This window comes from Silvibacterium acidisoli, from assembly GCA_022870745.1.
Lineage (GTDB): Bacteria > Acidobacteriota > Terriglobia > Terriglobales > Acidobacteriaceae > Silvibacterium.
Genome location: CP085323.1, coordinates 4,776,633 through 4,802,785, shown reverse-complemented (window position 1 = coordinate 4,802,785; position 26,153 = coordinate 4,776,633). Strand labels below are relative to the sequence as shown.

Sequence of the window (26,153 nt, the reverse complement as noted above, 5' to 3'; positions counted from 1 at the left end):
ATGGTCAAACGCACTGCAGCCGATTTCATCGGAACCTGGCGCCTGCTCGACTATTCCTTCCTTCATGACGACGGACGCGTCGAAAAGCCATGGGGCGATGACGTCCGCGGATACATCGTGTACACCGCCCAGGGCTATATGAGCGCGAACCTGAGTCCGGCCATTCACTGGACAGCGCGTCGCGCAAGACTTGCCGCGAAGCTGTCGATGAACCCAGGCGAAGAACGGTTGCGCGAACGCAATCGCCGGCGCGATTACATCGCTTATTCGGGCAGCTTCAGTGTTGAGGACGAGAAGGTCATTCATCACGTGGAGGTCAGCCTGTATCCCAACTGGGTCGGCCGCCCGGAGGTTCGCTTCTACAGCTTCGAAGAAAATAATTTGACGCTTCGCACCGGCCCGATACGCTCCGGCAGACACACGGTGGTGGCCCAGCTTGTGTGGGAACGCGTGAGCTGACAAGATTGTCCCGTCGCAATCCTTTAAAACCGCTCCTTTATCATTAAGAAAAACTTCATGCCAGTTTCCCGACATAACCGCCGGCTGATTCTGCCGCTGCTGGGTGCGCTCTGCATCATCTCGCCCTTCGCAGTGGATATGTACCTTGCCGCCTTCTCGCGCATTGCTGCCGAGTTCCACACCACATCAGCCGAGGTATCGCTTTCTCTCTCGAGCTACTTCATTGGATTCGCCATCGGTCAGCTCATTTATGGTCCATTGCTCGACCGCTTCGGCCGCAAGCGGCCTCTTTATGTGGGAATGATTGCATTCGTCGCAGGCTCGATTGGCTGCGCACTCGTGCACGATCTTCGCAGCCTGATCGTCCTGCGATTCTTTGAAGCGCTTGGGGTGTGCGTGGCGCAGGTGGCGGCTGTCGCCATGGTGCGCGACTTCTTTCCGGTAAAGGACAGCGCGAAGATCCTGTCGCTGCTCTTTCTCATGATCGGCTCATCGCCGTTGCTTGCACCGACGATTGGCGGGTTTCTCGTCGGAGGCATCGGCTGGCGCTGGATCTTTGCGCTGCTTACCGCGATGGGGACCATCATCCTCCTAGCGACCTGGCTCCTGCTGCCCGAAGGTCATACGCCCGACTATTCTGTTTCACTCAAGCCCGGACCGATGCTCGCCGGATACTGGTCTATTCTGCGCAGTGCGCAGTTCAGTGTGTACGCCATTTCAGGTTCGCTATCGTTTGCCGCGCTCCTGGCCTTCGTCGCCGGCTCGCCGCTCATCTTCATGGATGGTTTCCACATCAGCGCCAGGGGCTTCGGTATCGTCTTCGCGGTGCTGGTGATGGGCTTTATCGGATGCAGCCAGGTGAATGTTTTTCTGTTGCGTCGCTTCACCAGCCAGCAGATCTTTCTGTCAGCGCTCACTACACAGGTTTTCGCTGGGACCATCTTTCTGCTCGGCTCCACGATGCATCTCGTCGACCTGCGATCCACGCTGTTTCTCTTCCTGGTGTGCCTCTCCTGCGTAGGACTTACCTACCCGAATGCCGCAGCAATCGCCATGGCTCCGTTCACCAGGGACGCCGGACGCGCATCTGCGCTGCTGGGCTTTGCACAGATGGCTATCGGATCGGCCACCACCATCGGCATCGGCGTACTCGGCGTGCATTCGGTAGTACCCTTTGTCGCAGCCTCGGCAGTCTCTGCAATGGTCCTGCTGCTTGCCGGGCGCGGACGCATCGGCGAGCTGGTCGAAGTCGAAGAAGGCGAAACGCTCGTCGCACACTAGCAGACAGCCTGTTTCGTCCACTAAACATATAAGAATGACGGTTCATTTCTCCACGAGGCGGCCCGTCGTTACACTAGCCTTATGCAGCACGGACGGATTATGGCGCTGGATGTTGGGAAGGTGCGCATTGGAGTAGCGCTCACCGATCCCCTTGGCTATACCGCGCAGCCACTCCTCACCATATGGCGTAAAACTCCTGGCGAAGACATGCGCAGCCTATTGCGCCTTGTCCGTAAGCACGAAGTGACACAGATCGTCGTCGGCAATCCTCTACACATGTCTGGTGAGGTCAGCCCCTGGGCAGCGAAGGTGCAGGCACTGGCCGGAACACTTGGCGAACGATCGGGCGTGCCGGTTTATCTCTGGGACGAGCGACTCACGTCTGTTGCTGCGCATGAGATTCTCGACGAGGCCGGCCACGACCGCCGGGATCGTAAAGACATCATCGACCAGGTTGCTGCCGTGATCATCCTGCAGGGGTGGATGGATGCACAGCAACGGACAGGGAAGCAGGGTGCGCCGGAGATGGAAACATCCCGGCCCGAATGAGACAGGCCGGGACGGTCCTACTTCTTTTCGCCGGGTGATGCTTTTCCAACCGCATCCAGCTCTTTCTGCAGCCGGTCCTGCTCCGCCTTCAGATTAGCGATTGCGCTCTCGAGTGCCTTCCGCTTCGCTTCGGGGGCCATCTCAAATTGCCACTTCATCGAGAAGTCTTTGGCATCCTGGCCCCAGTCCCGAGCCATCTGCTTTTGTATTTCTTCCATGTGTTTCTGAAGTTCTTTGCTGTTTACGAGGCTTTCGATGCGGACATTCGCCGCTACGGCAAGCGCGTCATCGATCTGCTTCTGAGTCTCCAGCGTGGGGATGTTCAGGGGCTGGAGTGTCAAAGCGCCTGAGAACTGCGCCTTCTGCATCTCTGTCTGGGCCTCTGCCATCTTGCGGCTGGCGTCGCGCATCTGCTGCTGCCAGTTGCCGTCCTGCATATGCTTCAGCGCATCGTTCATCTGCAGTTGCGCCGCCTTCATCTTCTGTTGCGCGTCGGCGATCTGCGCCTCAATTTTTTGCTTTTCCTGAGGATTGGGCTCGGCCTTCTCATCACTGCGGATAACGATTTCGTGTCCGTTCGCTGCCTTCCAGCGATGTTCGTACCGGCCGCCGATCTCATGTGTCTCAATGGCGATTGCATTCGGCCCGCCCGCGGACTCCAGCGTGAAGAGCTGGGGAGCAGGTTCATCTGCCGGAATCGCCAGTGTCGCTTCCGGGTCAACAGCAGGCGCCGGTGCAGGCTGAGCAACTGGCGCAGGCGCTGGGGCCGGCGATACGGCAGGCGCACTCGGCGACGGCGCTGCCGCGGGTATGGGAGCTGGGGACGGGTTTTGCGTCGAGTCTGTTGCTCCCGGTTTTTGCTCCACCACCGGTTCCGCGGCCGGTGCAATCGTGTCCGCGGCCTGCGATTGTGGTGGCATCGCCTGCGGAAGCGATGAAGCCTCCTTAGCCAGGGCCGGCTTTACGTGGACAGACAGCGCTATGCCGAATGCAGCAGCCAGCACCATCACGCCTGCACCTACCCGATACACCCGCATCTTAGTTGTCATCTTTCTCTTCTCCTCCAGCAGTTCCGTTACCCGTTCCCGCATCACGCTTGGGCTGCCCATGCCCATGGCGCCCACTCCCCATGCCGGTGCGCCGCCAACCACTTCGGCCAGCCGCACCAGGCTGCGCGTATAGGTCAACACGCCCTCGCATTCGGCTGCCATGCGATCGCACGCCAGCTCACGCGTCCGGTGAATCTGCCTCTGCACAAGATGCACCGCCGGATGCCACACGACGGGCAGTTCTGCCAGATGGCACAGCAGGTTTATGCCGTAGTCGCGTCTCCGCAGATGCGCCAGCTCATGCAGCAGCACTGCGCGTAACTCCGCTTCGCTGTACTGCTTCCAGTCATATGGAAGCAGCAATGTTGGTTGCCGCACGCCGACCACCGCGGGCGTCCGCGTCTGCGGGCTGATTCTGATCTCTGGAATCGCGACGCGCATCCGGTTCGCAGCGCGCTCCAATTCGCAGGCCAGAATGCTATCCGGACGGAATCGTTCAGCCCGCTGCACCAGACGATTTGCCAGCCAGATGCCGCGCACCAGCCGCAGTAGCCCCAATGCGGCGATGGTAAGGAACAGCAGACTGATATCGCGCATCGCCCGCGCGCTCAGCCGCGGCTCGCTTACGACGCTGACGGCATGGCGGTACAGCCGGTACCAGCGCTCGATCCGGGGCAGCAAGCCGATATCGGTCGCGCGATCGGGATTGTCCACTCTCGGCGGCAGTGAAGCTTCGGCCATGCCCAGTGCGGTTACCCAGTCAGTGCCCGCAGGCGTATCGCCGGTAGTCGTCTGAACGGGAGTGGTGGGACCAGGCTTACTTGCGATTACAGCGGCAGCCTGCCCATGAGCCTCAACACGATGATGCTCCATATGCATGTGTGGCATCGGAACCAGCACTGCGCCCAGCAGCGTGGCCAGCCAGACCCTGTGCCGGATGTGCGCATCCGGGTCCGACAATCGCAGCAGCAGGGCGGCTCCCGCCGAGATGAGCGGAATCTGCCAGACAGCGTTCACGAGATACTCGGTCAGCCAACGCTCCATCACGCACGCTCCTTGTCTTTCTTCGCAGCGGCCTCCTCGGCCGCCGTCAGCTTCGCTGCCAGCTCTGCGAGTTCTGCAGCAGAGATCTGACGTGAATCCACCATTGCCATCAATAAGGCTTCAGGAGAGCCTCCAAACATGCGCCTCACCAGGTCGCCGACGGCGCTCCCCGTAGCGCGTTCGCGCGAGACGGCTGCGTCATAACGAAAAGCCCGGCCTTCCTGCTGCCGGCGCGCCTTTCCCTTGCGCACCAGCACGTTCAGCATGGTCTGCACGGTGGTATAGGCCAACTCGCCGCCCAGCTCTGCCTGTACCTCGGCGACTGTCCCGGCTCCGTGCTCCCACAGCACCTGCATCACCCGCAGCTCCAGGGGAGTCAGCACCGCATCCTTCTGTTTTTTTGTTGCCGTCACGAGCGCATCTCCTAATGTGTTAGTAGTTCTACGCCCGGAAAGCTCGCCGTGTCAACTAACGTTTTAGGACTTTCTCCCAGGGGAGAGAAGAACATCTTCGGCACATACTCCACGACGAACACCGTGAGCGGTTGCGAACCGCGCATTGTTACACTGGAAGCAGTGAAGATCGCGCTTGCACAAATCAATCCCACCGTCGGAGACTTCGACGGGAATGCTCAGAAGATCCTGGACTTTACGGCTCGTGCACGAGAGCGCGGAGCCGGCCTCGTACTCTTTCCCGAGCTTTCTGTTTGCGGCTACCCTCCGGCCGACCTGCTGGAAAAGCCTGCTTTCGTGGCTCGTGCCGGCGAGGTTGTCGAAGAGCTGGCAGCGGCGACCGCTGGCAGCCCGACAGCCATTCTTTGCGGATACGTCACGCCTGCACCGCATGGCAGCGGCAAGCATGTGCGCAACTCTGCCGCGCTACTGCGTAACGGCCACGTCGAATTTGTGCAATCGAAGATGCTGCTGCCGTTCTACGACGTATTCGACGAGCAGCGCTACTTCGCGCCCGCCGAGAAGCAGCGCATCTTTTGCATCGAGAACGAAAAGGCTGCGCTGACCATCTGCGAAGATGCCTGGAACGACAAGAGCTTTTGGGAAAACCGTCTGTACACGGTCGATCCGGTGGAAGAGCTGATGCGCGCAGGCGGTTCGATCATTCTGAACATTTCGGCCTCGCCCTATTGGCGCGGCAAGCGCAATACCCGCCGTGAGATGCTGGCCGCGATCGCGAAGCGGCATAATGCGCCGGTGCTGATGGTGAACCAGGTGGGTGGCAACGACAGCCTGGTCTTCGATGGATCCAGTCTCGCGCTCGACCCATCAGGCCGCGTGATTGCACAGGGTCTTTCGTTCGAAGAGGACCTCGTTCTCGTCGATACCGCCACGCTTACCGGTGACATGCACGAGCAGAAGGAACCGGAAGAAGAAGCCATCCGCCGCGCGCTCGTTCTCGGTACCCGCGACTACGTCCGCAAATGCGGATTCTCCAAGGTGCTGCTCGGCCTGAGTGGTGGCATCGACTCCGCGCTGGTTGCGGCAATCGCCGTGGAAGCGCTGGGCGCAGAGAATGTGACAGCGATTGGCATGCCCAGTCCTTATTCCTCACAGGGCTCTATCGACGATAGCCGGCACCTGGCGGAGAATCTTGGCATCCGTTTCGAAACGATTGCGATCTCAGGGCTGTTTGAGCAGTTCCAGAAATCGTTAGACCCCTTCTTCAAAGGCCTTGAGCCAAACATTGCGGAAGAGAACATCCAGTCGCGTATTCGCGGCAACCTGCTGATGGCGCTGTCCAACAAGTTCAACTCGCTGGTGCTGACTACCGGCAACAAGAGCGAGATGGCAACCGGATACTGCACGCTCTACGGCGACATGGTGGGGGCCCTTGCCGTCATCGGCGACGTGCCGAAGACGCAGGTCTACGCCATTTGTCATCACCTCAACCGCGAGCGCGAAGTCATTCCCAACGCCATCCTCGACAAGCCGCCCAGCGCGGAGTTGCGCCCCGACCAGAAAGACACGGACTCTCTACCCCCGTATGATGTTCTGGACCCGATCCTTGAGGCATACGTGGAGCGGTATGAGTCAGCCGAGTTCATCGCCTCTTCGCAGACGGTCGATATCGAACTGGTTCGTCGCATCGTCAAACTGGTCGAACGCAGCGAATACAAACGCCAGCAGGCAGCGCCGGTCCTGAAAGTTACGGCAAAGGCCTTCGGCATGGGACGCCGCTTCCCGATTGCAGTAAAGGTTCAGGTTTAGCCCTTAAGTTTCTGTAGAAATTACATTTATCTCTGGATTGAATACAAATGCTCGCACGTCGCTCTGCTCTGAAGATTGCCGGATCCCTTTTGCTCGCGCTTTCGCCTTCCGTCTTAGCCCTTGCGCAGAACACTGCTGCCGCTAGCGGTTTCCCGCCCGCCGATCCGAAAAACTTCACAGCCACTGCACCTTCCAAGGCGACTGTGGAAGCTTTTCTTAAACTCTCCTGGGGCTATGATGAGGACCGCATCTGGCAGGTCCAGGCCATCCAGACCACCCCGGCGGCTGGCGTCAGCAAGGTCACTATTCTCGTCGCTCAGAAGTCGAATCCTCAGCAGATTGCCCCGGTGACCTTCCTCGTCACTCCCGATGGCAAGCACCTTATCTCGAATGATCTCTCGATGCTGAATTTTGGCGATCATCCATTTGACGAGCCGCGCCGCATGCTGGAGCAGCGGGCAAATGGCCCGAGCAAGGGCAGTGCCGATAAGAAGAACGAGATGGTGGAGTTTGCCGACTTCCAGTGCCCGCACTGCAAGGCTGCGCAGCCGGTCATTGCGCGCCTCGAAGCCGACTTCCCGAATGTCCACTTTGTCTTCCAGAATTTCCCGCTTACCACCATCCACTCCGAGGCGTACAAGGCTGCGGCATACAGCGTATGTGCTGCTCAGCAGGGTGGTAACGATGCCTTCTTCAAGTTTGCTGACGCCGTCTTTACGAATCAGGAAAATCTGACTCCGCAAAGCTCAGATGTGACGCTCGGCGATGCAGCGACTGCCGCGGGGCTCGACCCAGCGAAGATCGGTTCATGCTCTTACACGGCCGCTGCGAAGAAGGCCGTCGATGATTCGGTCAAGCTGGCCGAAGACATGAACGTGAACGAGACGCCGACCCTCTTCGTAAACGGCCGCCAGGTGCCGCTGAGCGGCGTAACAAGCAACCAGCTTCCTTACGACGAACTGAAGAAGATCATCGAGTTCCAGCTTTCCCTCAACTAATGCCAGGAAGCCCCCCAACTCGATTGCATCGGGGCGGCAGGATGTTTCTGGCCCTTCTTATTGGCTCGGCCACCGCAGGCGCGGTCTACAACGCTGTCCGTCTGCCTGCGGAGATGGTCACGCGCCGCCAGTTCGATCGGGATGCATCCTGCCACCCTTCGGGTGTAGAGCAGGTTGCAGCGGGGGCCTGCAGGATCGAGCCGGTGCAAGTCGTCGGTGACCTGCAACGCAGGCTGGGCCGGGGTGGCCCTTACTTCGCGATGGATGTCCAGGCGCCGGATGGCTCGACCGAAGAGGTCATCGCCTCGGATGCGTTGGCGGAGCAGGTTAGCCAGCGCGGCGCATCCGTTTCGCGGCTGGTCTTTCGTGGAACGACGGTGGCTTATCTCTCCGGATCAATCCTTGACCCTACTGGAGATAATCCAGCTGCCGAGGTGGTTTCCCGCGAGCTTTCGATACTTTACTGCGTGCTGATCGGAGGCCTTTTCGGCCTGCTATCCTGGCTGCGCTTCCGTGTCCACGCGCAGGACTACGACTCTTAGCATCGTCCGGAATCAACCTTCCAGCCATCCCACAGATTCGCGAGATGCCTCATCACGGCCTCGGAGCGATCCGGCGACTCCCAGTCGGACAGGTCTTTGTGATTGTTCCGGAAGAATACCGCGTAACGATCATGGTCCGAGGTGTTGACGGCAGCGGAATGCCCTAGCTGGTAGTGGCAAAGCACCACGTCTCCAGGTGAGCCCATAAGCTGCCTTGGCTGGCCCAGCGAAAGCTCGGGCATGCCTTCCTTGGGCGCAAGGGCGCCGCGTTCGCGGAAGTGCTTCTCGTACAGGTAATGTGAGCCGGGCCACACCGTGAAGTTGCCCGCGAACTCGCGGTTCACCTCGGAGAGAAACACACCGGCCAATAAAGCAAAAGGCTGGATATGGTTGGCTTCGACGCCGTTGTGCGGGGCCGGGAAGCCGTCGATGTGGGGATGGGGCGGAAAGTTCTGGCCGGTATTATGTGCCTGGCGAATGGCAACCTGCCCGTGGGTATCGAAAGCGATATTGTCGAGATCGAGCAGCGCCGCAATCTTCGCGCGTACGCCGGGGTGCTCGTTCAGAGCAACGATAGGCGGCGTGCCAAGCACATCCGGGCAGAAGCTGCGGGAGTCGTACTCGGGCTTTCGCGCCGGATCGTAATTCGCGGCCAGGTCGGTATCGATCACCGCGCGCGCGGCGGCGATGGTCTGCGTATCGATCAGGCCAGGGAAGTGAACATAACCTTCACGAACGAAATCTGTAATCCAGTTGTAGTCGCTCATGTAACCAACTTTTCTTCATCCCGAACGGAGTGGGAACTGGTACTCCGTTCAGGACAGGAAAACTAAGCGCCGCGTTTCGGAATGCCTGCCTGCAGCTTTTCCATGCGCGCCCACAGATCGCTTTGCAGGGCATGGTGTTCGGGCTTGCCGTAGAGATTGCTGGTCTCGCCGGGGTCACTCTGAAGATCGTACATCTCGTACTCCTGCGGCTCCATGGTGTAGTGGATCAGCTTGTAGCGCTCGGTGCGAATGCCGCGGTGCGGGCGCACAGCCTCAGGGTTCGGCCACTCGAAGTATTCGTAGAACCATTCCTTGCGAAAGGTGGCATCCTCCTGCTTCGCCAGGGGCAGAATGCTCTTACCCTGCATGTGGCTGGGCACGGGAATGCCGGCAAGGTCGAGGAAGGTCGGAGCAAGGTCAGTGTCGAGCACCATTTCATCGCGCACCGTGCCCGCAGGGATACGCTTCGGGTAGCGGATCATCAGCGGCACACGGATCGAGGGCTCGTGCATCAGGCGTTTATCGAAGAGCCTCCACTCACCAAGGAAGTATCCATGGTCGGAACCGTGGACAATGGCGGTGTCGTCGAGGATGTTTTTCTTTTCGAGATATTCCAGGATGCGTCCCACATTGTCGTCGGTAGCGACTACTCCGGCATAGTAGTCCTTGGCGATGCCTTCGAGCGAGCCGCAGGCAACGTGGCTGGGCGTGGTGCCGACCTTGTTGTGAGCGTCGACGAAGCCCTTGGGCTTGCCGGGATATCCCTTTAGATCATCGTCAAAGGTATCGGGTTTGGGAATGATGGTGCCGTTGCGATAGAGATCGAAATGGCGGCGAGGCCGGAAGAACGGCTCATGCGGCGCGACGAACCAGACCAGCAGGCAGAATGGCTTGTCGCCGCGCTCCTCTTCGAGCCATGCAATCGCACGATCGACCGTCAGGTCATCCGGATAGACGCCGAAATACTGCTTCTCCGGCCCTACCTGCCCCTTGCGGCCTTCCTTGAACAACGGATTTGCGTAGTTGTTGGCAGGGTCGTTGTGGCCGAAGTAATAATCCCAGTTGCGCTCTTCCACGCCGTTGCGAATATGAACCTTGCCGAGGATGGCGATCTCGTATCCGGCCTGTTTCAGCAGGTCGGTAAAGAGCGGAATGTCGCTGGGCAGCGGCTGGTCCATCATCTTGTTGTCAAGCGCGCCCGTCGAGCGCGAATACATGCCTGTCAGTACAGCTGCGCGGGCCGGGGCGCAGAGCGCATTCGTGCAGAAGGCGTTTGTAAAGCGCATGCCTTCTTTGCCGATGCGATCCTGGTTCGGCGTCTTGACGATCGGATTACCTGCAATCGAGAGCGCGTCGGCGCGCTGTCCTTCTCCAAGAAAGAAGACAAGGTTTGGACGTTTCCCCGCGGGTTCTGCCGCAGCCTTGCGCCCCAGCGATGAAGCCAGCACTGTCCCGGCGACAGCAACGCTTCCCTGCATGAACTCTCGTCGCGTCGCTCCTGAATTTTCTGGCATTGCTCCTCCAATTTTGTTTGCCTGATAGCTAACTCTATCGTTAACACTGCAGGGAATGCATCCTCTGGGCGATCGAAGCAATCCATAATGGAGTCGCCAGAAGTTGTGGTCATCAGATTTTCACGAAGTTTCCCTGATCGGAGAGGACCTAATGGATAAAAGAAAGCGCGGTCTTGTGATCGCCGGCGCCATCGTCGTTGTGCTGCTCGTCGTCTTCCTGATTGTCCAGCACCTGCTCAATGCCGATACCTACCGCGGACGCATCGAAGCGACGCTGTCGGATTCACTCGGCAGGCAGGTAACGCTCGGGCATCTGGATTTCTCGCTCTTCACCGGCAATCTGCTTGCCGAGAGCCCTGCGATTGCCGATGATCCTGCTTTCAGCAGCGATCCGTTTCTCACCGCGAAGGATGTGAAGATCGGTGTAGAAGTAGCCCCGCTGCTCTTTCATCGCGAACTCCACATCACAGGCTTCACTATCGATTCCCCGAAGATCACGCTGATCCGCGGCGACAACGGCGTGTGGAACTACTCGAGTATTGGCAGCACTGGCAAGCGCAAGGCGCCGACCGCAGAGACCAACAGCATGATTCCCAACCTCACCGTAGGCAAAGTCGATATCAATGATGGAACGGTGACCGTGGGCAGCAAGCCCCAGCAGGGCAGCCCGCATGTGTACGAGAACCTCGACATGGATGTGCAGAACTTCTCGTTTGAGAAGGCGTTTCCGTTCAGCCTGAGCGGGAAGCTGCCTGCGGGAGGCAGTGTCAACGTAACCGGCAACGCCGGACCGATCAATCAGCAGGACGCCTCGCTGACTCCATTAACAGCGCAGATCTCCCTTAAGCACGCGGACCTAGTCGCAGCAGGATTTGTCGAGGCCGACCAGGGCATCGCCGGAGTTGCCGACCTCGACATGAAGTTGACCTCGAACGGGCAAACCGCCAACGCGAATGGCAAGGCGCACCTGACGCAGCTCAAGCTGGCGAAGAACGGTACGGTTTCTGCGCAGCCTCTCGATGCGACCTTTGCGGTCGACCAGGATCTGCGTTCGCTTTCCGGAAAGATCGATAGCGCGAATGTGCAGATCGGCCGTGCGGTCCTTGCGGCGAACGGTACCTATCAGACGAAGGGGAACACTACGACCACCCAGATGACGGTAAACGGGCAGAACATGCCGATCGATGACCTTACCGCCTTCCTGCCGTCGCTGGGTGTGCAGCTGCCTCCGGGAGCCCGCGTGCAGGGCGGAATAATCTCTACCAATCTGAATATTGCCGGCCCCACCAAGACTCCAACGATCACCGGGCCGGTGCAGATCGCCAATACGCAGCTCGCCGGCTTCGACCTGGGTCAGAAACTCTCCAGCATTCAGACGATGACCGGGGCTAAAACTGGTTCGAACACGACCATCCAGTCGCTGACGACCAACCTGCGCTACGGGCCGGAAGGCACGCAGACAAACAATCTGAATGTCGTGATCGCCGGACTGGGGTCAGCGTCGGGTAATGGGTCGATCAGTCCCTCCAACGCGCTGAATTATCAGTTGGTGGTGAAGCTCTCCACCGCGCAGGGATCGGTTGCGGGACAGGCAATGGGGCTGCTCTCTGGCGTTCTCGGCGGAGGTGTGAGCCAGACAATCAAGAACGGCATCCCGGTTACGATTGCAGGAACGACCTCCAATCCGACCTTCAGCGCAAACATGGGCAAGCTGATCGGCGGCGCGGCTAAGTCGCAGGGGAAGTCGATTCCCTCGAATCCACTTGGCAACGCACTGGGTGGATTGCTCCACCGGTAGATCTTCGAATCACAGAGAAGATCGTGCGCTTCAGGCAAGGGCCGCAAAGTCCGTGAGACTTTGCGGCCTTTAAGTTTTTACAGTGAACGCCTTCTCGATAGGAAGGGAATTCGGCTACTTGCTGAGCGCGGCTTCCACTGCCGAGGTCACTTCCGGTGAATCGGGCGTGGTCTTCGGTTCAAAGCGGGCGACCGGCGTGCCGTTGCGGTCGAAAAGGAACTTGGTGAAATTCCACTTGATGTCACCGGCAAAAGCGGGATCGGTCGACTTGTCAGTCAGGAAGGCGTAAAGCGGCGCCTGGTCAGGTCCGAGCACCGAGACCTTGTGCATCATCGGGAAGGAGACGTTGTATTTGTTCGAGCAGAACTTCTTGATTTCCGCATCGGTGCCCGGCTCCTGCTGGGCAAAGTTGTTTGCCGGGACGCCGACGATCACGAGGCCGCGATCCTTGTACTTCTCATACAGCGATTCAAGACCGGCGTACTGCGGAGTGAATCCGCACTTGCTGGCTACGTTGACGATCATGACAACCTTGCCGTGATACTCGTGCAGGCTGACCGGTTTGCCGTCGATGGATTTAATGGTGAAGTCGTAGATGTTTTTTACCGCTGCGGACGAAACACCGGCAGCGCACAGTGCTACGAATAGAGCCAGCTTACGCATGGAACCTCCAAAGTCTGGAGGAGATCATACCGCAAAGGTATGACCAGTTGCTTAAAAAGCCGTTACTGGGGCGGCGCTGCGTTGTCGGGAGTCTGCTGTTGTTGTTGTTGTTGCTGTTGCATCTGCTGCTGACGCATCTGTTGCAGCTCCTGCATCATCTGCTGAGGAGTGCGTACCGAATTCGGAGTGGGGCGCTCGGAGGCCGGCTGCGGCTGCTCGGGAGCAGGCTCGGGCTGCTGTGGCTGTGTATCCTCGTCGCCCGCATCTTCGTCAGCGTTTGCCGCTGCGGAGTTCATGGGGCGGGATGCTGCGCCTGCAGGAGCGGCATTTCTCGGAGTCAGTGTCAGTTGTCGAGGCGCGCCGTCGGCCGTCTGGCCGAGCATCACGATGTTATAGCCTGAGCCATTGAGCAGCGACGAGATAACGGCATGCGGATCGCCGGGTCCATAGACGCCGAAGATACGCTGATCGCGCGAAAGCCCCTCGATGTGCATGCCGCTGGTGGTCGAAACCTGCTGAAGGATGGCGGTCAGGCTGGAATTGTCTGCATGAATCGTCAGAGTTCCGTTGCTCAGCGAAATTGTGGCCGGTTGCGCCGGCTGATCGAATAGCGACGGCAGAACCTTCGGAACAGGTGGCTCTTCCGGCTTGGGTGTCGCTGCGACAGGCTTTGCGTGGTGCCGGTGGTGCGGAGCGTTTGCGGCCGGCTGCTGGGCCGCGGCGGAGCCTGCCGGTTGCTGGGGCTGCGCACAAAGGGAAGCGGTAAACAGCGAGGCCGTGCCGATCAGGAGCATCCGGCCGGTGACATTTCCGAAATGGAAATTCATCTTCTTCATTGCTTTCGGCTTGCGCCTCGTTCCGCTTTCTATGTACTAGACTAGCAGTGGTTCGCAATCGCTCGCGAGTTTTCCTTTTCCCCCATCGAAAACTCCAGAAAGCAGACCGGCGGAGGAATCTTCCAACTGGCCCACGATCCCAAGCTCCGTATCCGCAGGTGGCTGGCTGCCATCCTGGCGGTCGCCGCGATGCCGATGATGGCGCATGCCGTCTCCTGCGTCACCACCAGCCAGATTCCTGCCGGCGACCGCAACACCTACATCAATGCAGTCACTACCCTGGCGTCACGCATCCGGGCCGGGGATGTTGCCGGAGTCCGTTCACAGACTATCGCCGCTGTGGCCGCGCAGTTCGATGGCATGGCTGCGAGCATCAAGGCCGTTTCTCCGCAACTGAGGGGCTCGACCCTGACATTTGAGGCGGTCTACAACCTGAAGGCAACCGATCTGCCTGCCGGTCAGGATGAGGCACAGTTTTTCTGTGCGCCTCCGGAGTCTTCGCGGGTGGTTACGATCGTCATTCCGCAGCTGCCGCCCGGGAATTATGTGTTGGCGCTGGCGCATGCCACGGGTACGCCGTCGCCGCAGCAGTTGACGTTTCTTCTCCAGAACGATCCTGCTGAGTCGCATGAATGGAAGCTCGGAGGGTTTTTCTACCGTCCACTGACCATGGGCGGACAGGACGGGGTCTGGTACTGGACAAGGGCCCGCGATTACGCAAGCCGCAAGGAGGGATGGAACGCCTACTTCTACTATCAGACGGCGCTCTTCCTCTCTACTCCAGTCAATTTTATTTCCAGCCCGAACCTGGAGAAGCTGCAGAAAGAGGCCCAGTCGTCTCTGCCGGCGTCGATGCCTGTCACTGGACTCTCCTCGAATACTCCCATGGCTCTCAAGGGCGGCAGCAGCGTATACAACATCACCGGCATGCGTACAGCCGAGTTTGCGGGAAACCTCGACCTGGTCGTCGAGTACCAGGCTTCAAGTGTTTCCGATCCTGCAGCTACACATACTCAAATTATTGACCTGATGAAATCGCTTATTGCTCAGTATCCGGAGCTTCGGAATGGCTTCCATGGACTGTGGGTTTACGCCCAGGCTCCGGGACAGAATCCGTATGCCATAGAATTGCCGATGGATCAGATACACTGACGCGAATCGATTTCGAAACATCCAACTAACCATTCTTGTTTCATCCGATTATCTTTAAAAGGAGACGCTGCCCGCATGTCGAATCGCACGGAAAAGCCGCTGTCGCTGGCCATCGAACAACGCCGCGCTTCTCCCAGCTTCAATGGTGCCCCGGTTCCAGATGAAGATCTGAAGCGAATCCTCGACGCCGGCCTGCACGCGCCAAGCAGCTACAACCTGCAGCCCTGGCGTTTTGTGGTCGTCCGTAATCCCGAACAGCGCCGCCGTCTGCGTGCGGCCAGCTTCAATCAGCCCAAGGTCGAAGAAGCTTCCGTGGTGATCGTCGCATGCGGCGATATCGACGGCTGGCGCAATGGTGACCTCGATGAGTCGTTGCGCATGGGTCGCGAAGGCGGTATGCCTGAGAATTACGCCGAGCAGGCTCGCACCGTGATCGCCAATTATCTTTCCAATCTTCCCAACCCTACAGCATGGCTCTTCAAGCAGGTGATGCTGGCTTTTACCAGCATGATGCTGATGGCGGAGGTGCTCGGCTACGATACCGCTCCCATGGAAGGCTTCGAGCAGGGCAAAGTGCACGAGGTGCTCAAGCTGCCGCTCAGCTACCAGGTTGCGGCGCTGCTTGCGGTCGGCTACCGCAATGGGGAAGACAAGTTTTACGGTGGCCGTTTCAGCATGTCGCAGACGGTCTTTGACGGCGAGTATGGCAAGCCTCTCCGGCTCTGACGCGATCCCGGGTGCGAGTCGCGAATATCCGCAGCGTCCCATCGTCGGAGTCGGCGCTGTGGTCCTTCACCAGAACCAGGTTTTGCTGATTGAGCGCGGCCAGGAACCGCTAAAAGGGGAGTGGTCGCTGCCGGGCGGTGCGCTCGAAACCGGTGAAACCCTGGAAGAAGGCATTCGCCGTGAGGTGCTCGAAGAAACCGGACTGCTCGTTGAGCCGGTGGCTATCGTAGAAGTTCTGGATCGCATCGCTAGGGATGAAGACGGCCGGGTACGCTACCACTACGTGCTGATCGATTATCTGTGCCGGGTGACCGGCGGAGCGCTCTGCTGCGCAAGCGACGCCGCTGCCGCTCGCTGGGCCTCGCCCAACGAGCTCGACAACGTACTGCCGTTTACCCGCGAGGTCATCCGCAAGGCCTTTGCGATGGCTGCCGCTCAGCCTTCCCAGACATAAGCCTCACTCTGCCTCAGTCCAATGTGGGCCAGCACCCGGAAGACAAACTGCCGCGCCATCTCGTTCGAATCGACGGGATGGTTGTAAAACGAGGGAATCACCGGGAAGATAGTTGCTCCGGCCTCTGCGGCAAGCGTCATGTTGCGCAGGTGAATGCGATTGAAGGGGGTTTCCCGCACACATAAGATGAGCGGACGGCGCTCCTTGAGGCAGACGTCGGCGGCGCGTTCGATCAGGTTCTGCGCGAGGCCGTTGGCAATGGAGGCGAGCGTTCCCATGCTGCAGGGAAGAACGATCATGCCACTGCTGGGATAGCTGCCGCTTGCAATCGAGGCGCCGATGTCATTCTCGACATGCTGCGTGATCTTGCCGGACGCATGCCCAAGAAGCTTTTCAATCAGCCCATTGCGCCCGCTCAGTTGCATCTCTTCGGCCAGCACGCGCAGTGCGCTTTCCGTGGCGATGAAATGAACTCGTTCGACGCGCTCGTCGGTATCAAGCGTCGCAAGCAGAAGCTTGCCGAAGATGGCGCCGCTGGCGCCGGTCATGGCTACTGTCAGGTTCAAAAACGAAAAGCCCTCGCTTTATCCATCCTAGAAGCGAGGGCATCGTCTTGTCGAAGCGGGTCTAGTCGCGTACGAGATTACTTTGCTGGCGGCGATGCGGCTGGTTGAAGGCCCTGCGGACAATCACGTACAGCCAGCGCGCTGAAATGAGCGCGAGCGCCATGAAGGCAATACCGATGCTTGCTGACGCCCACGGGTGCTTGGTGACCAGCCACATCATGAAGATGACCAGTATGTCCTCGCCTGCACTCAGGGACATATTCGAGAATGGCTCCGGGCTGGGCGTGACCGCGGCGCGCACTGCCGTCTTCGAGCTGTGTGAGAGTGCTGCAATTGCTGCGCCGCCGATGGTGGCGATCAGCTGCATCTTTGGCGAGAGCTGCGCCGAGGCATGATAGGCCATGAGTGCGGCTGCAGGAATACGCACAAAAGTCTGCAGACCGTTCCAGATCAGATCGAGCCCCGGAACCTTGTCCGCAATGAACTCCAGCCCGAACAGACATCCGCTGATGCAGACGATCCACCAGCGGGTGAGAGGGTCCAGCCCGGGCGGCAGTTCGATCCAGTGAGCGCGTGCCAATAGCCCCAGCGTCAGCATGGTGGCGTAAACGTTCAAACCCGCTGCAAAACTGGCGGCGATGACCAGTGCTGCAATCGTACTGGGCGAAAAATCGATCAAAAGAGAGCCTCCTGGACAGTACGCGTCCGCTGTTCATCCACCGCTGCGCACAAACCGGTTCTTATGGAAGTCTTTACTGGTCCAAAGCAAATCGATGAGGGAAAAATGCCGCAAAGTAATGGGGTTGCTCAACTTATAACATCTGCTGGAGAAGAGGCGGGAGCAAATTATGTTTGCTGAAGAAGAATTTAACGGTTGCAGGTCGAAGGATGTTTCACGCCGTTGACAACGACCCATCCATTGTCGGCCCCGCGGTGCGTGGAGCAGTGTACGTCATGGATGCCGGCTACGAAGCGTCCGCGAGTGGGGAAGAACGCCTGGCCGTAGGCATAGACCTGGACGTTAGCCGGCGCTGTAACCCTGCCGTCGAGATCGTCATTGATGACGACCTCGACAAGTTGTACGTTTCCGCCGGGCATAGTCACGCGCAGCGGCAGGATTTCATGATCGCCGTGGCGACCGCCGCGCTGCGTGCGTGAGGCAGAGACGGTCACGCCGCAGACCATGACGTTGTCCGTGTCCTGCGTCGTCTGCGACGACAAAAGGCCGCCCAGCTTGCTGTTCACACTCTGCGTGCAGGCGGATGGCACAGCGATATTCTGCTGCGCCGGCGCAGCCGTGGTCAGCAAAGAAAGCAACACGAGACATCCAGACGCATAACGCATACGGCTTAAGAATATCGCATGCTGCAAATTGACCGGGCGGGATTTCGATGCGATGGCAAAGACCGTTGTCCGCGTTTTTTCCCTTGCCGCGGAGGGTATTAACCGTTTCATATGGGTTGCTCTGTTCGGCATAACGGGGGTGCAGGTTTGGTCGAGGAGTTGGGATCAGGATTCATGGGCTTTCCGCAGGGCATGGCAAAGCCGATTCAGGCCCTGGCAGCATTTTTTGTAACCGTCGGTGGATTCTTCACCTCCAGCCATTTTCGAATCGCAATATGGTGTGTCATCGCGGCAGGTGTGATCTACACACTTGGCTACTGCGTTGGTTACAAGAACAAGAAACATGTGAAGTGGAACACGATGCTCATTGCCACGACGATTCTTGTTGCAGCAGGAACGTATGCGACGTGGCGCGGCTTACCTGCTGCAACCGCCCCGGCCACTCCAACTGCAGGGCCGGTGAAAAATGAGTCGCACAGCAGCGGGGATTTTGCGCCGGCCGTGGCAGGATCAGGCAATACCGTCACCTATAACGCGAATCCGGACGATCAGCCGAAACCGAAGCGTAAGTCGAGGCAACAATGAAGCGTCGTGGAATGCCGTTTGCTCTATTTTTCATCTCGCTTGCCCCGTTCATGCTTTGCCAAACCACATCAACCGCGCATACGACAGGCACGTGCAGCCCGGCGATTGCAGGCAGTAACAACCAGGTCAGCATTAGCTGCACCGGCATGTCCGCGGCGAAGGCTAATCAGATGATCGCGCTGATGAACAAGATCCTCGCTGAGAAGATGGACCTGAGCCAGGTAAACTCGAAGCTCGACGAGATTCACGAGCAACTGGGCAGTGTCGGGGCGGCGCTGAATCCCTTTGCCATGGCGACCCCGGCGGAGCGCTCCAACCTGGAAGAGGCGGACGCGGTAGTGAATGCCTGCTCAAGCTTTTCGCTGGAGTGGGTTTCAAACCGGATGGATTCATCGGAAGCCTCCAGACAAAGCAGACAGCAGCTGCCGAGGCCGGGCACCGACACGAACCAGAGAGAGGCCGAGATTTTCCGGGAGCAATATGCTCCGAGACTCACGGCCTTGAGCAACCGGCTGCATGCAGCGATGCCCGATGCTCCTGCAAGCCCCGACTTCACCCAGCCAACCTCGGCCATGGAAGCCAGCCAGTTCGGCTTGCGGGTCTTTTCACTGGCGCGTCAATATCAGACTCAGCAGCAGCGAAGCGGCAGGCCGGTCGATACGGCACTTGTGGCCGCGGCACAAAAAGCCTGGACGGACTGCATCGCCTTTTCACAGGATTGGAACCACGCGTTGCTCGCCGAACTGAACAACAGCCCACGGCCGGATCGCCATGCGGAGGTGAGCCCGTCGGATAACAATAAACTCGATGAATACCACGAAAAACTTGAACCGCGTCTCGTTGCATTTCGCGATAAGGTTGGACCTCAGGTTCCAGACTTTTCGTCAGGCAGAAACTATAACGCGGTTGAAAATCCCCGGCAGTTGGACCTGGTCTGCAGTGATGTTCTCGCAATCAGAAATGCCTACAGGCAGAAAGTGGCTAACGAGGCCACGAAGGGAAGCGGGGGAAGGTGACCAACGGAGGTGCTGTGGCTGTTAGCGGCAGATCATTGCTTCCAGCCACAGGCAGTTTATTCTTCTAAGCTTCCTTCAGGACGCGGGCAAAGATGGCGTCGACATTCTTGAGCTGACGATGCAGGTCGAAGGTCCTGGCGAGCTTCTCTGCGCTGAGCTTGCTCGTAATCTCCGGCTCCTGGGCAACGAGATCCTTGAAGACAAGATCGTTCTGCCATGCATTCATCGCATGCTTTTGTACCAGCCTGTAGGCGTCTTCTCGCAGCATTCCAGCTTCGGCGAGATCGAGCAGGAGCTGTCCGCTGAAGATGAGGCCGCCGGTGCTTTCGAGGTTCTTCATCATCCGCTTCGGATAGACAACCAGTTTCTCGATCAGGTTGGTCGTCTTGGCAAGCAGGTAGTCGGTCAGGATGGTCGAGTCGGGGAAGATCACGCGTTCAGCGGATGAGTGCGAGATATCGCGCTCATGCCACAGGGCCACATTCTCATAGGCAGTCTGCGCATTGGCACGGACGACGCGCGCAAGACCGCTGATCTGCTCGCAGGTGATGGGATTACGCTTGTGCGGCATAGCCGACGAGCCCTTCTGCTTCTCCGAGAAGAATTCTTCCGCCTCGCGTACCTCGGTACGCTGCAGGTGACGGATCTCGGTCGCAATCTTATCGAGTGTTGCGGTGATGATTGCGAGCGTGGAAATGTAGTGAGCGTGGCGGTCGCGCTGAACGACCTGCGTCGCAACCGGCGCGGGCTCAAGGCCGAGCTTGGCTACGATGCGCTCTTCATGTTCCGGCTTCAGATGGCCAAAGGTGCCGACGGCGCCCGAAAGCTTGCCGATGCGGATCTGCTCAGCAGCAGCGTCGAAGCGGACCAGGTTGCGGCGCATCTCGGCGTACCAGTTCAGCAGCTTCAGCCCGAAGGTGGTCGGCTCGGCGTGCATGCCGTGGGTGCGACCGATGATGGGCGTGTGCTGGAACTCGAGTGCGCGCTTCTTCAGGGCTTCGATGAGCTGCACGAGATCTTCGCGAATGATCGCGGAAGCGGACTTGAGCTGGAGCGCCTGAGCGGTGTCCACCACATCGGTAGAGGTCAGGCCGTAGTGCAGCCAGCGCGACTCCGGACCGACGTGCTCGGCAACGGCGGTGGTAAAGGCGATGATGTCGTGCTTGACCTCGGCCTCGATGGCGGTGATGCGGGCCACGTCGATCTTGCCCTTTTCGCGAATGGCCTTTGCGGCCTCGGCAGGGACAATGCCGTCCTCTGCGAGCGTTTCGCTGGCCGTGGCCTCGACCTCCAGCCACATGCGGTACTTGTTCTCTTCGCTCCAGATGCTGCCCATCTGCGGGCGCGTATAACGTGCGATCAAGCCTGACTCCTCCTTCGACTACAAACCACCATTTTACCGGTTGCGCATCTTAATCGAGTGATGAGTACCCAAAATCAGCCTTTGCCCGATGTCGTAACGATTGCCCGTTTCACTGAACCGCTGGAAGCAGAGATGGCCCGGCTGCGGCTGCAGTCGGCAGGAATCGAGACATTTCTATCCGGAGAAAATGCAGCGATCCTCGAGCCGGGACTGGGTTCGTTGCAGCTGCAGGTTAGCGCGGCCGACGAGGTTGACGCGCGCGCAGTTCTCGCCGATCCCGGCGATGACGAGGCCGCCGAAGCAGCAGCCGAATCTGCCGAATAACGGCAGCGCTACTTCAGTACACCCAGCCGGATCGCCATCTCTTCGTAGAGAAAGCCTTCACCGGGCCGGTAGGGCTGGACCCACTCCCCATCTATGACGAACTGCGGGATTGCCCGTTTGCCCACGTGTGCCAACACCTCGGCGGCTGCGGCAGGGGTTTCCTCTATATCGATTTCTGTGTAAGGGATACGGTGTTTCTCGAGAAATCGCTTGGCCTCACGGCAATCTCTGCACCATACAGCGGAGTAAAGGACCAAATTCATCGGAACATAATACACAACGGATATAAGCTTTGACCCGAATCATTTCAGATTGCGAAACTCGATTTTGCCAGGACGTGGCGGAGTAGTCTTCGCCTGACGCGGAAGCCGCCCGGCCGCACCGGACGGCCCCCTTTCAGGGCTTGGAGTCGCATCGCCACTGGCTATTCGCTGAGTTGAAATACCAGGTTGATTGTCGTCTCCACTTCTACAGGCTCGCCGTTGAGCAGATAAGGGCGATATCTCGCCTGGGCTACTGCGGAAAGAGCCGCCTGCGCCAGCATCGGCGGTCCGCTGACTACCTGCGCATCTACCACCTGGCCCGATTTCGAGATGAGTGCATGCACTACGACCGTGCCCTGCACATGCGCCTGCCGGGCAATCGCCGGATACTGCGGAGTGATTGGGGTAAGTAGCCGTCCGGCTGCAACACCGGAAGAGACGCGTGCTGGCCCGGATTTCGCAGGAGCCGCTGCGGCGACGTGCGGCATTGCGGGTTGCGCCATGCCAAGGATTGCTCCCGGCACCGATCCGCCGATTGCACCGTCGACTAAGCCAATTGCTTCGGGAGCACCCTGCGCCTGTTGCTGGTCCGCCGATGCTGGGTGAATGATCTGGCGTGCACTCTGTAGAAGACTGAACATCGGCCGCGCGGCGCTGCTGGCAGGCGTGGCTTTCTGTATGTGCGTGGCGGGCGGCGAGTAAGGCGGCGCGAGAAACGACACGACGTTGTACCGCGGCAAGGTTGCGGGATGCAGAATTGGCCACGCGATCAGGGCCGCCAGCACGGCGGCCTGCATGACGAAGGAAACGGCGGCGAGCCGCCTGCTGTTGGTGCGTATCCGGCCAGTCGACTCAACGAGACTTGCTTCGAACATGTTTTCTCTCCACGAATGAGGTAGAGAGAGCGAGACAACTGCTTGAATAGACACCGGGCAGGTGGCAGGGTTCCCAAGTTATGATGGCCTCGTGACCGCTGACGAGATCAAGAAGTACCTCAAGCTCGAGCCGCACCCCTGTGAGGGTGGTTCATTTCTGCAGACATGGCGCGCGGAGGAAGCGATTCCGCAGTCTGCATTGCCGTCCCGCTATCAAGGTGAACGCTATGCGGGAACGTGCATCTACTACCTGCTCGAACCGGGTACGTTCTCCGAGATGCACCGTCTCGCTTCCGATGAGATTTTTCACTTCTACGTCGGTGATCCGATCGAGATGTTGCAGCTGCTGCCTGATGGATCTTCGCGAACGCTCGTGCTGGGCAATGATCTCGCTGCGGGGCAGCATCCGCAGTTGATCGTGCCGAAGCATGTTTGGCAGGGCTCGCGGCTCATGCCTGGTGGTTCGGTCGCACTGCTGGGATGCACGGTGAGTCCCGGCTTCGACTACACCGACTACGAGACCGGCCACTATGAGCCGCTGGCCGGGCAGTATCCAGACGCGGAGGAGATGATTCGCGCGCTCACGCGGCACTGATTCCGCTTGGAGCCGTCAGACACGAGCGGTATAAAGAAATATTCCTGTAACCGCGGAAGGCTCTCCGATGACGTTTCTGCTGGATCTTCGCCACGCCCTGCGCCAGCTGAAGCTTGCGCCCATGTTTACAGCAACGGTGGTGCTCACGCTTGGATTGGGCATTGGGGCCTGCACGGCTATTTTTTCGCTGATCGACGCAGTGATGTTGAAGTCTCTGCCCGTCGCTGACCCTTCGCGCCTCTATCAAATTGGCACAGGCAAACCATGCTGCCTGCTGAACAACATGCAGGGAGACTGGGACCTCTACTCCTTCAAGCTCTACAAGCGTCTGGCCCAGTCGGCGCTGCCTGAGTTCGAGCAGGTAGCGGCCTTCCAGGCGCAGCCCGGCGTTGTGAGCGTGCGCTATGGACATGACCGCGACCAGGCGCGGGCGCTGATGGGCGAATATGTAAGCGGGAACTACTTCCAAACCCTCGGTGTAAACGCCGTCGTGGGCCGCATGCTGACACCCGATGACGACAGGCGGGGCGCACCGGCCGTAGCAGTCATGAGCTATCGCACCTGGCAGCAGAACTACGGGGCCGATCCGAAGATCGTCGGTGCGACCTTTCAGATTGAACAGTTTCCGTTCACCGTTGTGGGCATCGCTCCGCCCGGCTTCTTCGGTGACACGCTCACCAGCAATCCGATGGACTTGTGGGTGCCGCTTTCGACGGAATACCTCACCGATGCCGAAGCGCCTTACAGCGACGTACCGTCGATGGCCTGGCTGCGGATGATCGGCCGGCTGAAGCCGGGTGCAACCACGGCGGGCGTTTCCGAACGGTTGAGCGCAGATTTGCAGCACTGGCTCACGACCGACGGTGCGGTGGCTCCGCAGTTCCAGGCGCAGCTCAAGGATCAGCTTTCGCGGCAGATGATCCATCTCGGACCGGGCGGGCAGGGAATCGGTGAGATGCGGGATTCGTATCGTAGCAGCCTGCGTATCCTATTGGCCATTTGTGCGGCGGTGCTGCTGATCGGTTGTGCAAATGTTGCCAACCTGCTGCTGGCGCGGGGCATGGCGCGGCGCCCTCAGACGGCGCTACAGCGCGCTCTGGGTGCGTCTTCGGGAAGGATCTTGCGGCAATCGTTCACCGAAAGCCTGTTGCTTTCGGTGATGGGCGGCGCGCTTGGGGTGGCGATAGCGTGGGCAGGCGCCGGGCTGATCGTGCAATTAGCCTTCCGCCATGCTGTGGTGGTTCCGGTGCACGTCTCGCCATCTTTACCGGTGCTCGGTTTCTGTCTTGCGCTGTCGATCATCACCGGATTGATCGCGGGCATGGTTCCTGCGTGGCTGGCATCGCGCACCGATCCGATGGTCTCAATGCGCGGAGCCAGCCGTACGATGGGTGGCGGCGCAGGGCTTCCGCAAAAGACTTTGGTGGTGTTGCAGACGGCGCTTTCGCTTTCGCTGGTGGCCATGGCTGGCATGCTTACGCACAGCATCTACAACCTCCGCAACCAGGACTTCGGCTTTGACGCAAAGAATCGTGAGATCGTGACGATCGAACCGCCGCTTGCGAAGTACACGGTGGCCGATCTCAACAGGCTTTATCGCGCATTGCAGATTCGCCTCGAGGCTTTGCCTGGAGTCCGCAGCGCTAGCATGGCGCTCGATACACCGATGCTCGGGCGCTGGATGGATGTGGTGGTCAAGCCGGGCGAAGGCGTGCCCCCTAATGACACCTCGCTACAGGTGCAATACAACCGTGTTGGCCCGGAGTACTTCGAGACCATTGGCCAGCCCCTTGTCGAAGGCCGCGGGATCCTGCTTTCCGATAAAGAAGACACCCGCCACGTCGCAGTGGTGAATCAGGCCTTCGTGCGCAGGTTTTTTCCGGAGGGAAACGTCATCGGCCGTCACTTCGGCTTTGCGTTGCCGGCCTACAGCGATAGCTTCGAGATTGTGGGCGTGGCCCGCGATGCAAAGTACTCCGACCCGGCTCTGCCCGCCGGGCCCATGGTCTTCGGTGCGCTTTCGCAGAGCATCGACTATACGGACGCGGCGCTCAAGGAAAATGAGAAGTGGGCGCACTTCATCAATGGCGCGCAACTCTGGATCAGCGGCGACATGAGACGTCTCGAACCGCAGATCCGGCAGGCATTTGCCGAGGTCGATCCGAACTTCGCCATCATCGACATGCATCCTCTGCAGCAGCAGGTCGATGTGCATTACGACCAGCAACGCACGGTTGCCGAACTCAGCACGCTCTTCGGTGCGCTTGCCATTCTGCTGGCCTCGATCGGGCTCTATGGAGTAATGGCATATGCGGTGGCGCGGCGCACGGTAGAGATCGGGGTGCGCATGGCTGTAGGTGCGAATCGCCTTCACGTCATCCTGCTGGTGCTGCGTTCCGCATTCGCGCAGGTAGCGGTCGGATTGGCGCTGGGGCTTGCGTTATCTTTCGCGGCCGGCAGGATGTTGCATTCAAGCCTCTATCAGGTCGGTGAGATCGATCTGACTGCGTTGATCATCGCAACGAGCGCTCTACTGCTCAGTGCATTGATCGCAAGCCTGATTCCCGCGCAGCGCGCCGCAAGCGTGGAGCCGGTACAGGCGCTTCGTGCAGATTGACTGCCTGGACGCCGTAATCGCAGCTTGACTCAAACCTGGCCTCAAGGCCTGAAGGCCCCGCCTGCTTTTTCTGCTGTAGGTACGAGCTTTCAGTCCGCGCGCAACGAGCATGCAAGCGAAGGCGGCTTCAGCCGTCGAGGCGCACTATGAAATGGCTGTTGACAGAGGCTATCTCCCGGTCTACTCTTCTTCCATAAATGGCTTATGGGAAAAGAAACCGATTCCGGAGAACTCATTCAAGGCACGCTGGAGATGCTGGTGCTGAAAGCGCTGCTGCGCGGACCCATGCATGGTTATGGTGTAGCCGAGTGGATTCAGCAAACGTCACAGCAGGTGCTGCGCGTGGAGGAAGGCGCATTGTATCCGGCGCTCCATCGGCTGGAGCTGCGGGGGCTGCTTCAGTCGAAGTGGGGCGCGTCTGAGAATAATCGCCGGGCTAAGTTCTACCAGTTGACGGTTGAGGGGAATAAGCGGCTGCAGGCGGAATCGCAGCGCTGGGCACGCCTGTCGGCGGCCGTCGCCTTTGTCATGCAGGCTTCATAAACGGAGGA

The 26,153-nt window shown here is 59.3% G+C and carries 28 protein-coding genes; 16 read left to right on the top strand and 12 right to left on the bottom strand.

Features of this window, described 5'->3' with window-relative positions:
* The 3 genes from LJD29_RS19825 to ruvX all read left to right on the top strand — a co-directional run bounded on the left by LJD29_RS19825 (nt 1) and on the right by ruvX (nt 2,289).
* On the top strand, nt 1-459 hold the full coding sequence (locus tag LJD29_RS19825; protein WP_446743308.1) for a lipocalin-like domain-containing protein: 459 nt from the start codon (nt 1-3) through the stop codon (nt 457-459).
* Nucleotides 460-516: 57 nt separating this feature from the next.
* Nucleotides 517-1,740, top strand: coding sequence for a multidrug effflux MFS transporter (locus tag LJD29_RS19820; protein WP_446743307.1), 1,224 nt, complete (start codon nt 517-519; stop codon nt 1,738-1,740).
* A gap of 99 nt (nt 1,741-1,839) precedes the next feature.
* Nucleotides 1,840-2,289, top strand: coding sequence for a Holliday junction resolvase RuvX (gene ruvX / locus LJD29_RS19815; RefSeq protein WP_446743306.1), 450 nt, complete (start codon nt 1,840-1,842; stop codon nt 2,287-2,289).
* 17 nt (nt 2,290-2,306) lie between these two features.
* On the opposite strand, the gene LJD29_RS19810 is transcribed toward ruvX, so the two are convergent.
* On the bottom strand, nt 2,307-4,382 hold the full coding sequence (locus LJD29_RS19810) for a M56 family metallopeptidase (protein ID WP_446743305.1): 2,076 nt from the start codon (nt 4,380-4,382) through the stop codon (nt 2,307-2,309).
* Entirely contained in the window at nt 4,382-4,795 is a 414-nt protein-coding gene (locus LJD29_RS19805) for a BlaI/MecI/CopY family transcriptional regulator (RefSeq protein WP_446743304.1), read from the bottom strand. Before LJD29_RS19805 ends, LJD29_RS19810 begins: the two co-directional genes overlap by 1 nt.
* A gap of 162 nt (nt 4,796-4,957) precedes the next feature.
* On the opposite strand from LJD29_RS19805, the gene LJD29_RS19800 reads away from it, so the two are divergent.
* From LJD29_RS19800 to LJD29_RS19790, 3 genes are read left to right on the top strand one after another with little or no spacing between them, the layout of a single operon-like run.
* Nucleotides 4,958-6,604, top strand: coding sequence for an NAD+ synthase (locus LJD29_RS19800; RefSeq protein WP_446745910.1), 1,647 nt, complete (start codon nt 4,958-4,960; stop codon nt 6,602-6,604).
* A 47-nt stretch (nt 6,605-6,651) separates the two neighbouring features.
* Entirely contained in the window at nt 6,652-7,602 is a 951-nt protein-coding gene (locus LJD29_RS19795; RefSeq protein ID WP_446743303.1) for a DsbA family protein, read from the top strand.
* Nucleotides 7,603-7,643: 41 nt separating this feature from the next.
* The gene (locus LJD29_RS19790) at nt 7,644-8,144 is read left to right on the top strand and encodes a hypothetical protein (protein WP_446743302.1); all 501 of its coding nucleotides are present in this window, start codon (nt 7,644-7,646) and stop codon (nt 8,142-8,144) included.
* Here LJD29_RS19790 and LJD29_RS19785 read toward each other — a convergent pair.
* Both LJD29_RS19785 and LJD29_RS19780 read right to left on the bottom strand, forming a co-directional pair.
* Nucleotides 8,141-8,911, bottom strand: a complete 771-nt coding sequence (locus LJD29_RS19785; RefSeq protein ID WP_446743301.1) for a phytanoyl-CoA dioxygenase family protein — start codon at nt 8,909-8,911, stop codon at nt 8,141-8,143. The genes LJD29_RS19790 and LJD29_RS19785 overlap by 4 nt on opposite strands.
* A 62-nt stretch (nt 8,912-8,973) precedes the next feature.
* Complete coding sequence (locus LJD29_RS19780) at nt 8,974-10,425, bottom strand: sulfatase family protein (protein WP_446743300.1); 1,452 nt, start codon at nt 10,423-10,425, stop codon at nt 8,974-8,976.
* A 151-nt stretch (nt 10,426-10,576) separates the two neighbouring features.
* On the opposite strand from LJD29_RS19780, the gene LJD29_RS19775 reads away from it, so the two are divergent.
* Complete coding sequence (locus LJD29_RS19775) at nt 10,577-12,223, top strand: AsmA family protein (RefSeq protein ID WP_446743299.1); 1,647 nt, start codon at nt 10,577-10,579, stop codon at nt 12,221-12,223.
* 114 nt (nt 12,224-12,337) lie between these two features.
* Here the strand turns inward: LJD29_RS19775 and LJD29_RS19770 are convergent, their stop codons facing one another.
* Nucleotides 12,338-12,886 carry a glutathione peroxidase gene (locus LJD29_RS19770; protein WP_446743298.1) on the bottom strand — a complete coding sequence of 183 codons (549 nt, stop codon included), beginning with the start codon at nt 12,884-12,886 and terminating at the stop codon, nt 12,338-12,340.
* A 62-nt stretch (nt 12,887-12,948) separates the two neighbouring features.
* Nucleotides 12,949-13,722, bottom strand: coding sequence for a hypothetical protein (locus LJD29_RS19765; protein WP_446743297.1), 774 nt, complete (start codon nt 13,720-13,722; stop codon nt 12,949-12,951).
* Nucleotides 13,723-13,911: 189 nt separating this feature from the next.
* Between LJD29_RS19765 and LJD29_RS19760 the strand changes: the two genes are divergently transcribed.
* From LJD29_RS19760 to LJD29_RS19750, 3 genes are all read left to right on the top strand, one after another.
* Nucleotides 13,912-14,874: a hypothetical protein gene (locus LJD29_RS19760; protein WP_446743296.1), complete on the top strand. Its 963-nt coding sequence runs from the start codon at nt 13,912-13,914 to the stop codon at nt 14,872-14,874.
* 75 nt (nt 14,875-14,949) lie between these two features.
* Nucleotides 14,950-15,600 (top strand): nitroreductase family protein, encoded by a 651-nt coding sequence (locus LJD29_RS19755; protein ID WP_446743295.1) that lies wholly within the window; start codon nt 14,950-14,952, stop codon nt 15,598-15,600.
* Complete coding sequence (locus tag LJD29_RS19750; RefSeq protein WP_446743294.1) at nt 15,578-16,054, top strand: NUDIX hydrolase; 477 nt, start codon at nt 15,578-15,580, stop codon at nt 16,052-16,054. The genes LJD29_RS19755 and LJD29_RS19750 overlap by 23 nt, the downstream gene beginning before the upstream one ends.
* Here the strand turns inward: LJD29_RS19750 and LJD29_RS19745 are convergent.
* The 3 genes from LJD29_RS19745 to LJD29_RS19735 form a co-directional block, all read right to left on the bottom strand.
* The gene (locus LJD29_RS19745; RefSeq protein WP_446743293.1) at nt 16,036-16,620 is read right to left on the bottom strand and encodes a UbiX family flavin prenyltransferase; all 585 of its coding nucleotides are present in this window, start codon (nt 16,618-16,620) and stop codon (nt 16,036-16,038) included. The two genes, LJD29_RS19750 and LJD29_RS19745, sit on opposite strands and share 19 nt — an antisense overlap.
* Nucleotides 16,621-16,681: 61 nt before the next feature.
* On the bottom strand, nt 16,682-17,299 hold the full coding sequence (locus LJD29_RS19740; protein WP_446743292.1) for a DUF4126 domain-containing protein: 618 nt from the start codon (nt 17,297-17,299) through the stop codon (nt 16,682-16,684).
* A gap of 188 nt (nt 17,300-17,487) precedes the next feature.
* Nucleotides 17,488-17,940, bottom strand: a complete 453-nt coding sequence (locus LJD29_RS19735; protein WP_446743291.1) for a hypothetical protein — start codon at nt 17,938-17,940, stop codon at nt 17,488-17,490.
* A gap of 198 nt (nt 17,941-18,138) precedes the next feature.
* On the opposite strand from LJD29_RS19735, the gene LJD29_RS19730 reads away from it, so the two are divergent.
* Together LJD29_RS19730 and LJD29_RS19725 are read left to right on the top strand one after the other, a co-directional pair.
* Entirely contained in the window at nt 18,139-18,549 is a 411-nt protein-coding gene (locus tag LJD29_RS19730) for a hypothetical protein (protein WP_446743290.1), read from the top strand.
* Nucleotides 18,546-19,565 (top strand): hypothetical protein, encoded by a 1,020-nt coding sequence (locus LJD29_RS19725; RefSeq protein WP_446743289.1) that lies wholly within the window; start codon nt 18,546-18,548, stop codon nt 19,563-19,565. Before LJD29_RS19730 ends, LJD29_RS19725 begins: the two co-directional genes overlap by 4 nt.
* Before the next feature lie 64 nt (nt 19,566-19,629).
* Here LJD29_RS19725 and purB read toward each other — a convergent pair whose 3' ends face one another.
* Nucleotides 19,630-20,928, bottom strand: coding sequence for an adenylosuccinate lyase (gene purB, locus LJD29_RS19720; protein ID WP_446743288.1), 1,299 nt, complete (start codon nt 20,926-20,928; stop codon nt 19,630-19,632).
* 60 nt (nt 20,929-20,988) lie between these two features.
* Between purB and LJD29_RS19715 the strand changes: the two genes are divergently transcribed.
* Entirely contained in the window at nt 20,989-21,252 is a 264-nt protein-coding gene (locus LJD29_RS19715) for a putative signal transducing protein (RefSeq protein ID WP_446743287.1), read from the top strand.
* Between the two features lie 8 nt (nt 21,253-21,260).
* On the opposite strand, the gene LJD29_RS19710 is transcribed toward LJD29_RS19715, so the two are convergent.
* A complete protein-coding gene (locus LJD29_RS19710; RefSeq protein WP_446743286.1) occupies nt 21,261-21,515 on the bottom strand; it encodes a glutaredoxin family protein in 255 nt (84 codons plus the stop codon).
* Between the two features lie 161 nt (nt 21,516-21,676).
* Nucleotides 21,677-22,390, bottom strand: a complete 714-nt coding sequence (locus LJD29_RS19705) for an energy transducer TonB (protein WP_446743285.1) — start codon at nt 22,388-22,390, stop codon at nt 21,677-21,679.
* A gap of 91 nt (nt 22,391-22,481) precedes the next feature.
* On the opposite strand from LJD29_RS19705, the gene LJD29_RS19700 reads away from it, so the two are divergent.
* The 3 genes from LJD29_RS19700 to LJD29_RS19690 all read left to right on the top strand — a co-directional run bounded on the left by LJD29_RS19700 (nt 22,482) and on the right by LJD29_RS19690 (nt 26,145).
* Nucleotides 22,482-22,985, top strand: coding sequence for a cupin domain-containing protein (locus LJD29_RS19700; RefSeq protein WP_446743284.1), 504 nt, complete (start codon nt 22,482-22,484; stop codon nt 22,983-22,985).
* 67 nt (nt 22,986-23,052) lie between these two features.
* On the top strand, nt 23,053-25,602 hold the full coding sequence (locus LJD29_RS19695) for an ABC transporter permease (RefSeq protein ID WP_446743283.1): 2,550 nt from the start codon (nt 23,053-23,055) through the stop codon (nt 25,600-25,602).
* Nucleotides 25,603-25,806: 204 nt separating this feature from the next.
* Nucleotides 25,807-26,145, top strand: a complete 339-nt coding sequence (locus tag LJD29_RS19690) for a PadR family transcriptional regulator (protein ID WP_446743282.1) — start codon at nt 25,807-25,809, stop codon at nt 26,143-26,145.
* The last annotated feature ends 8 nt before the right edge of the window (nt 26,146-26,153 follow it).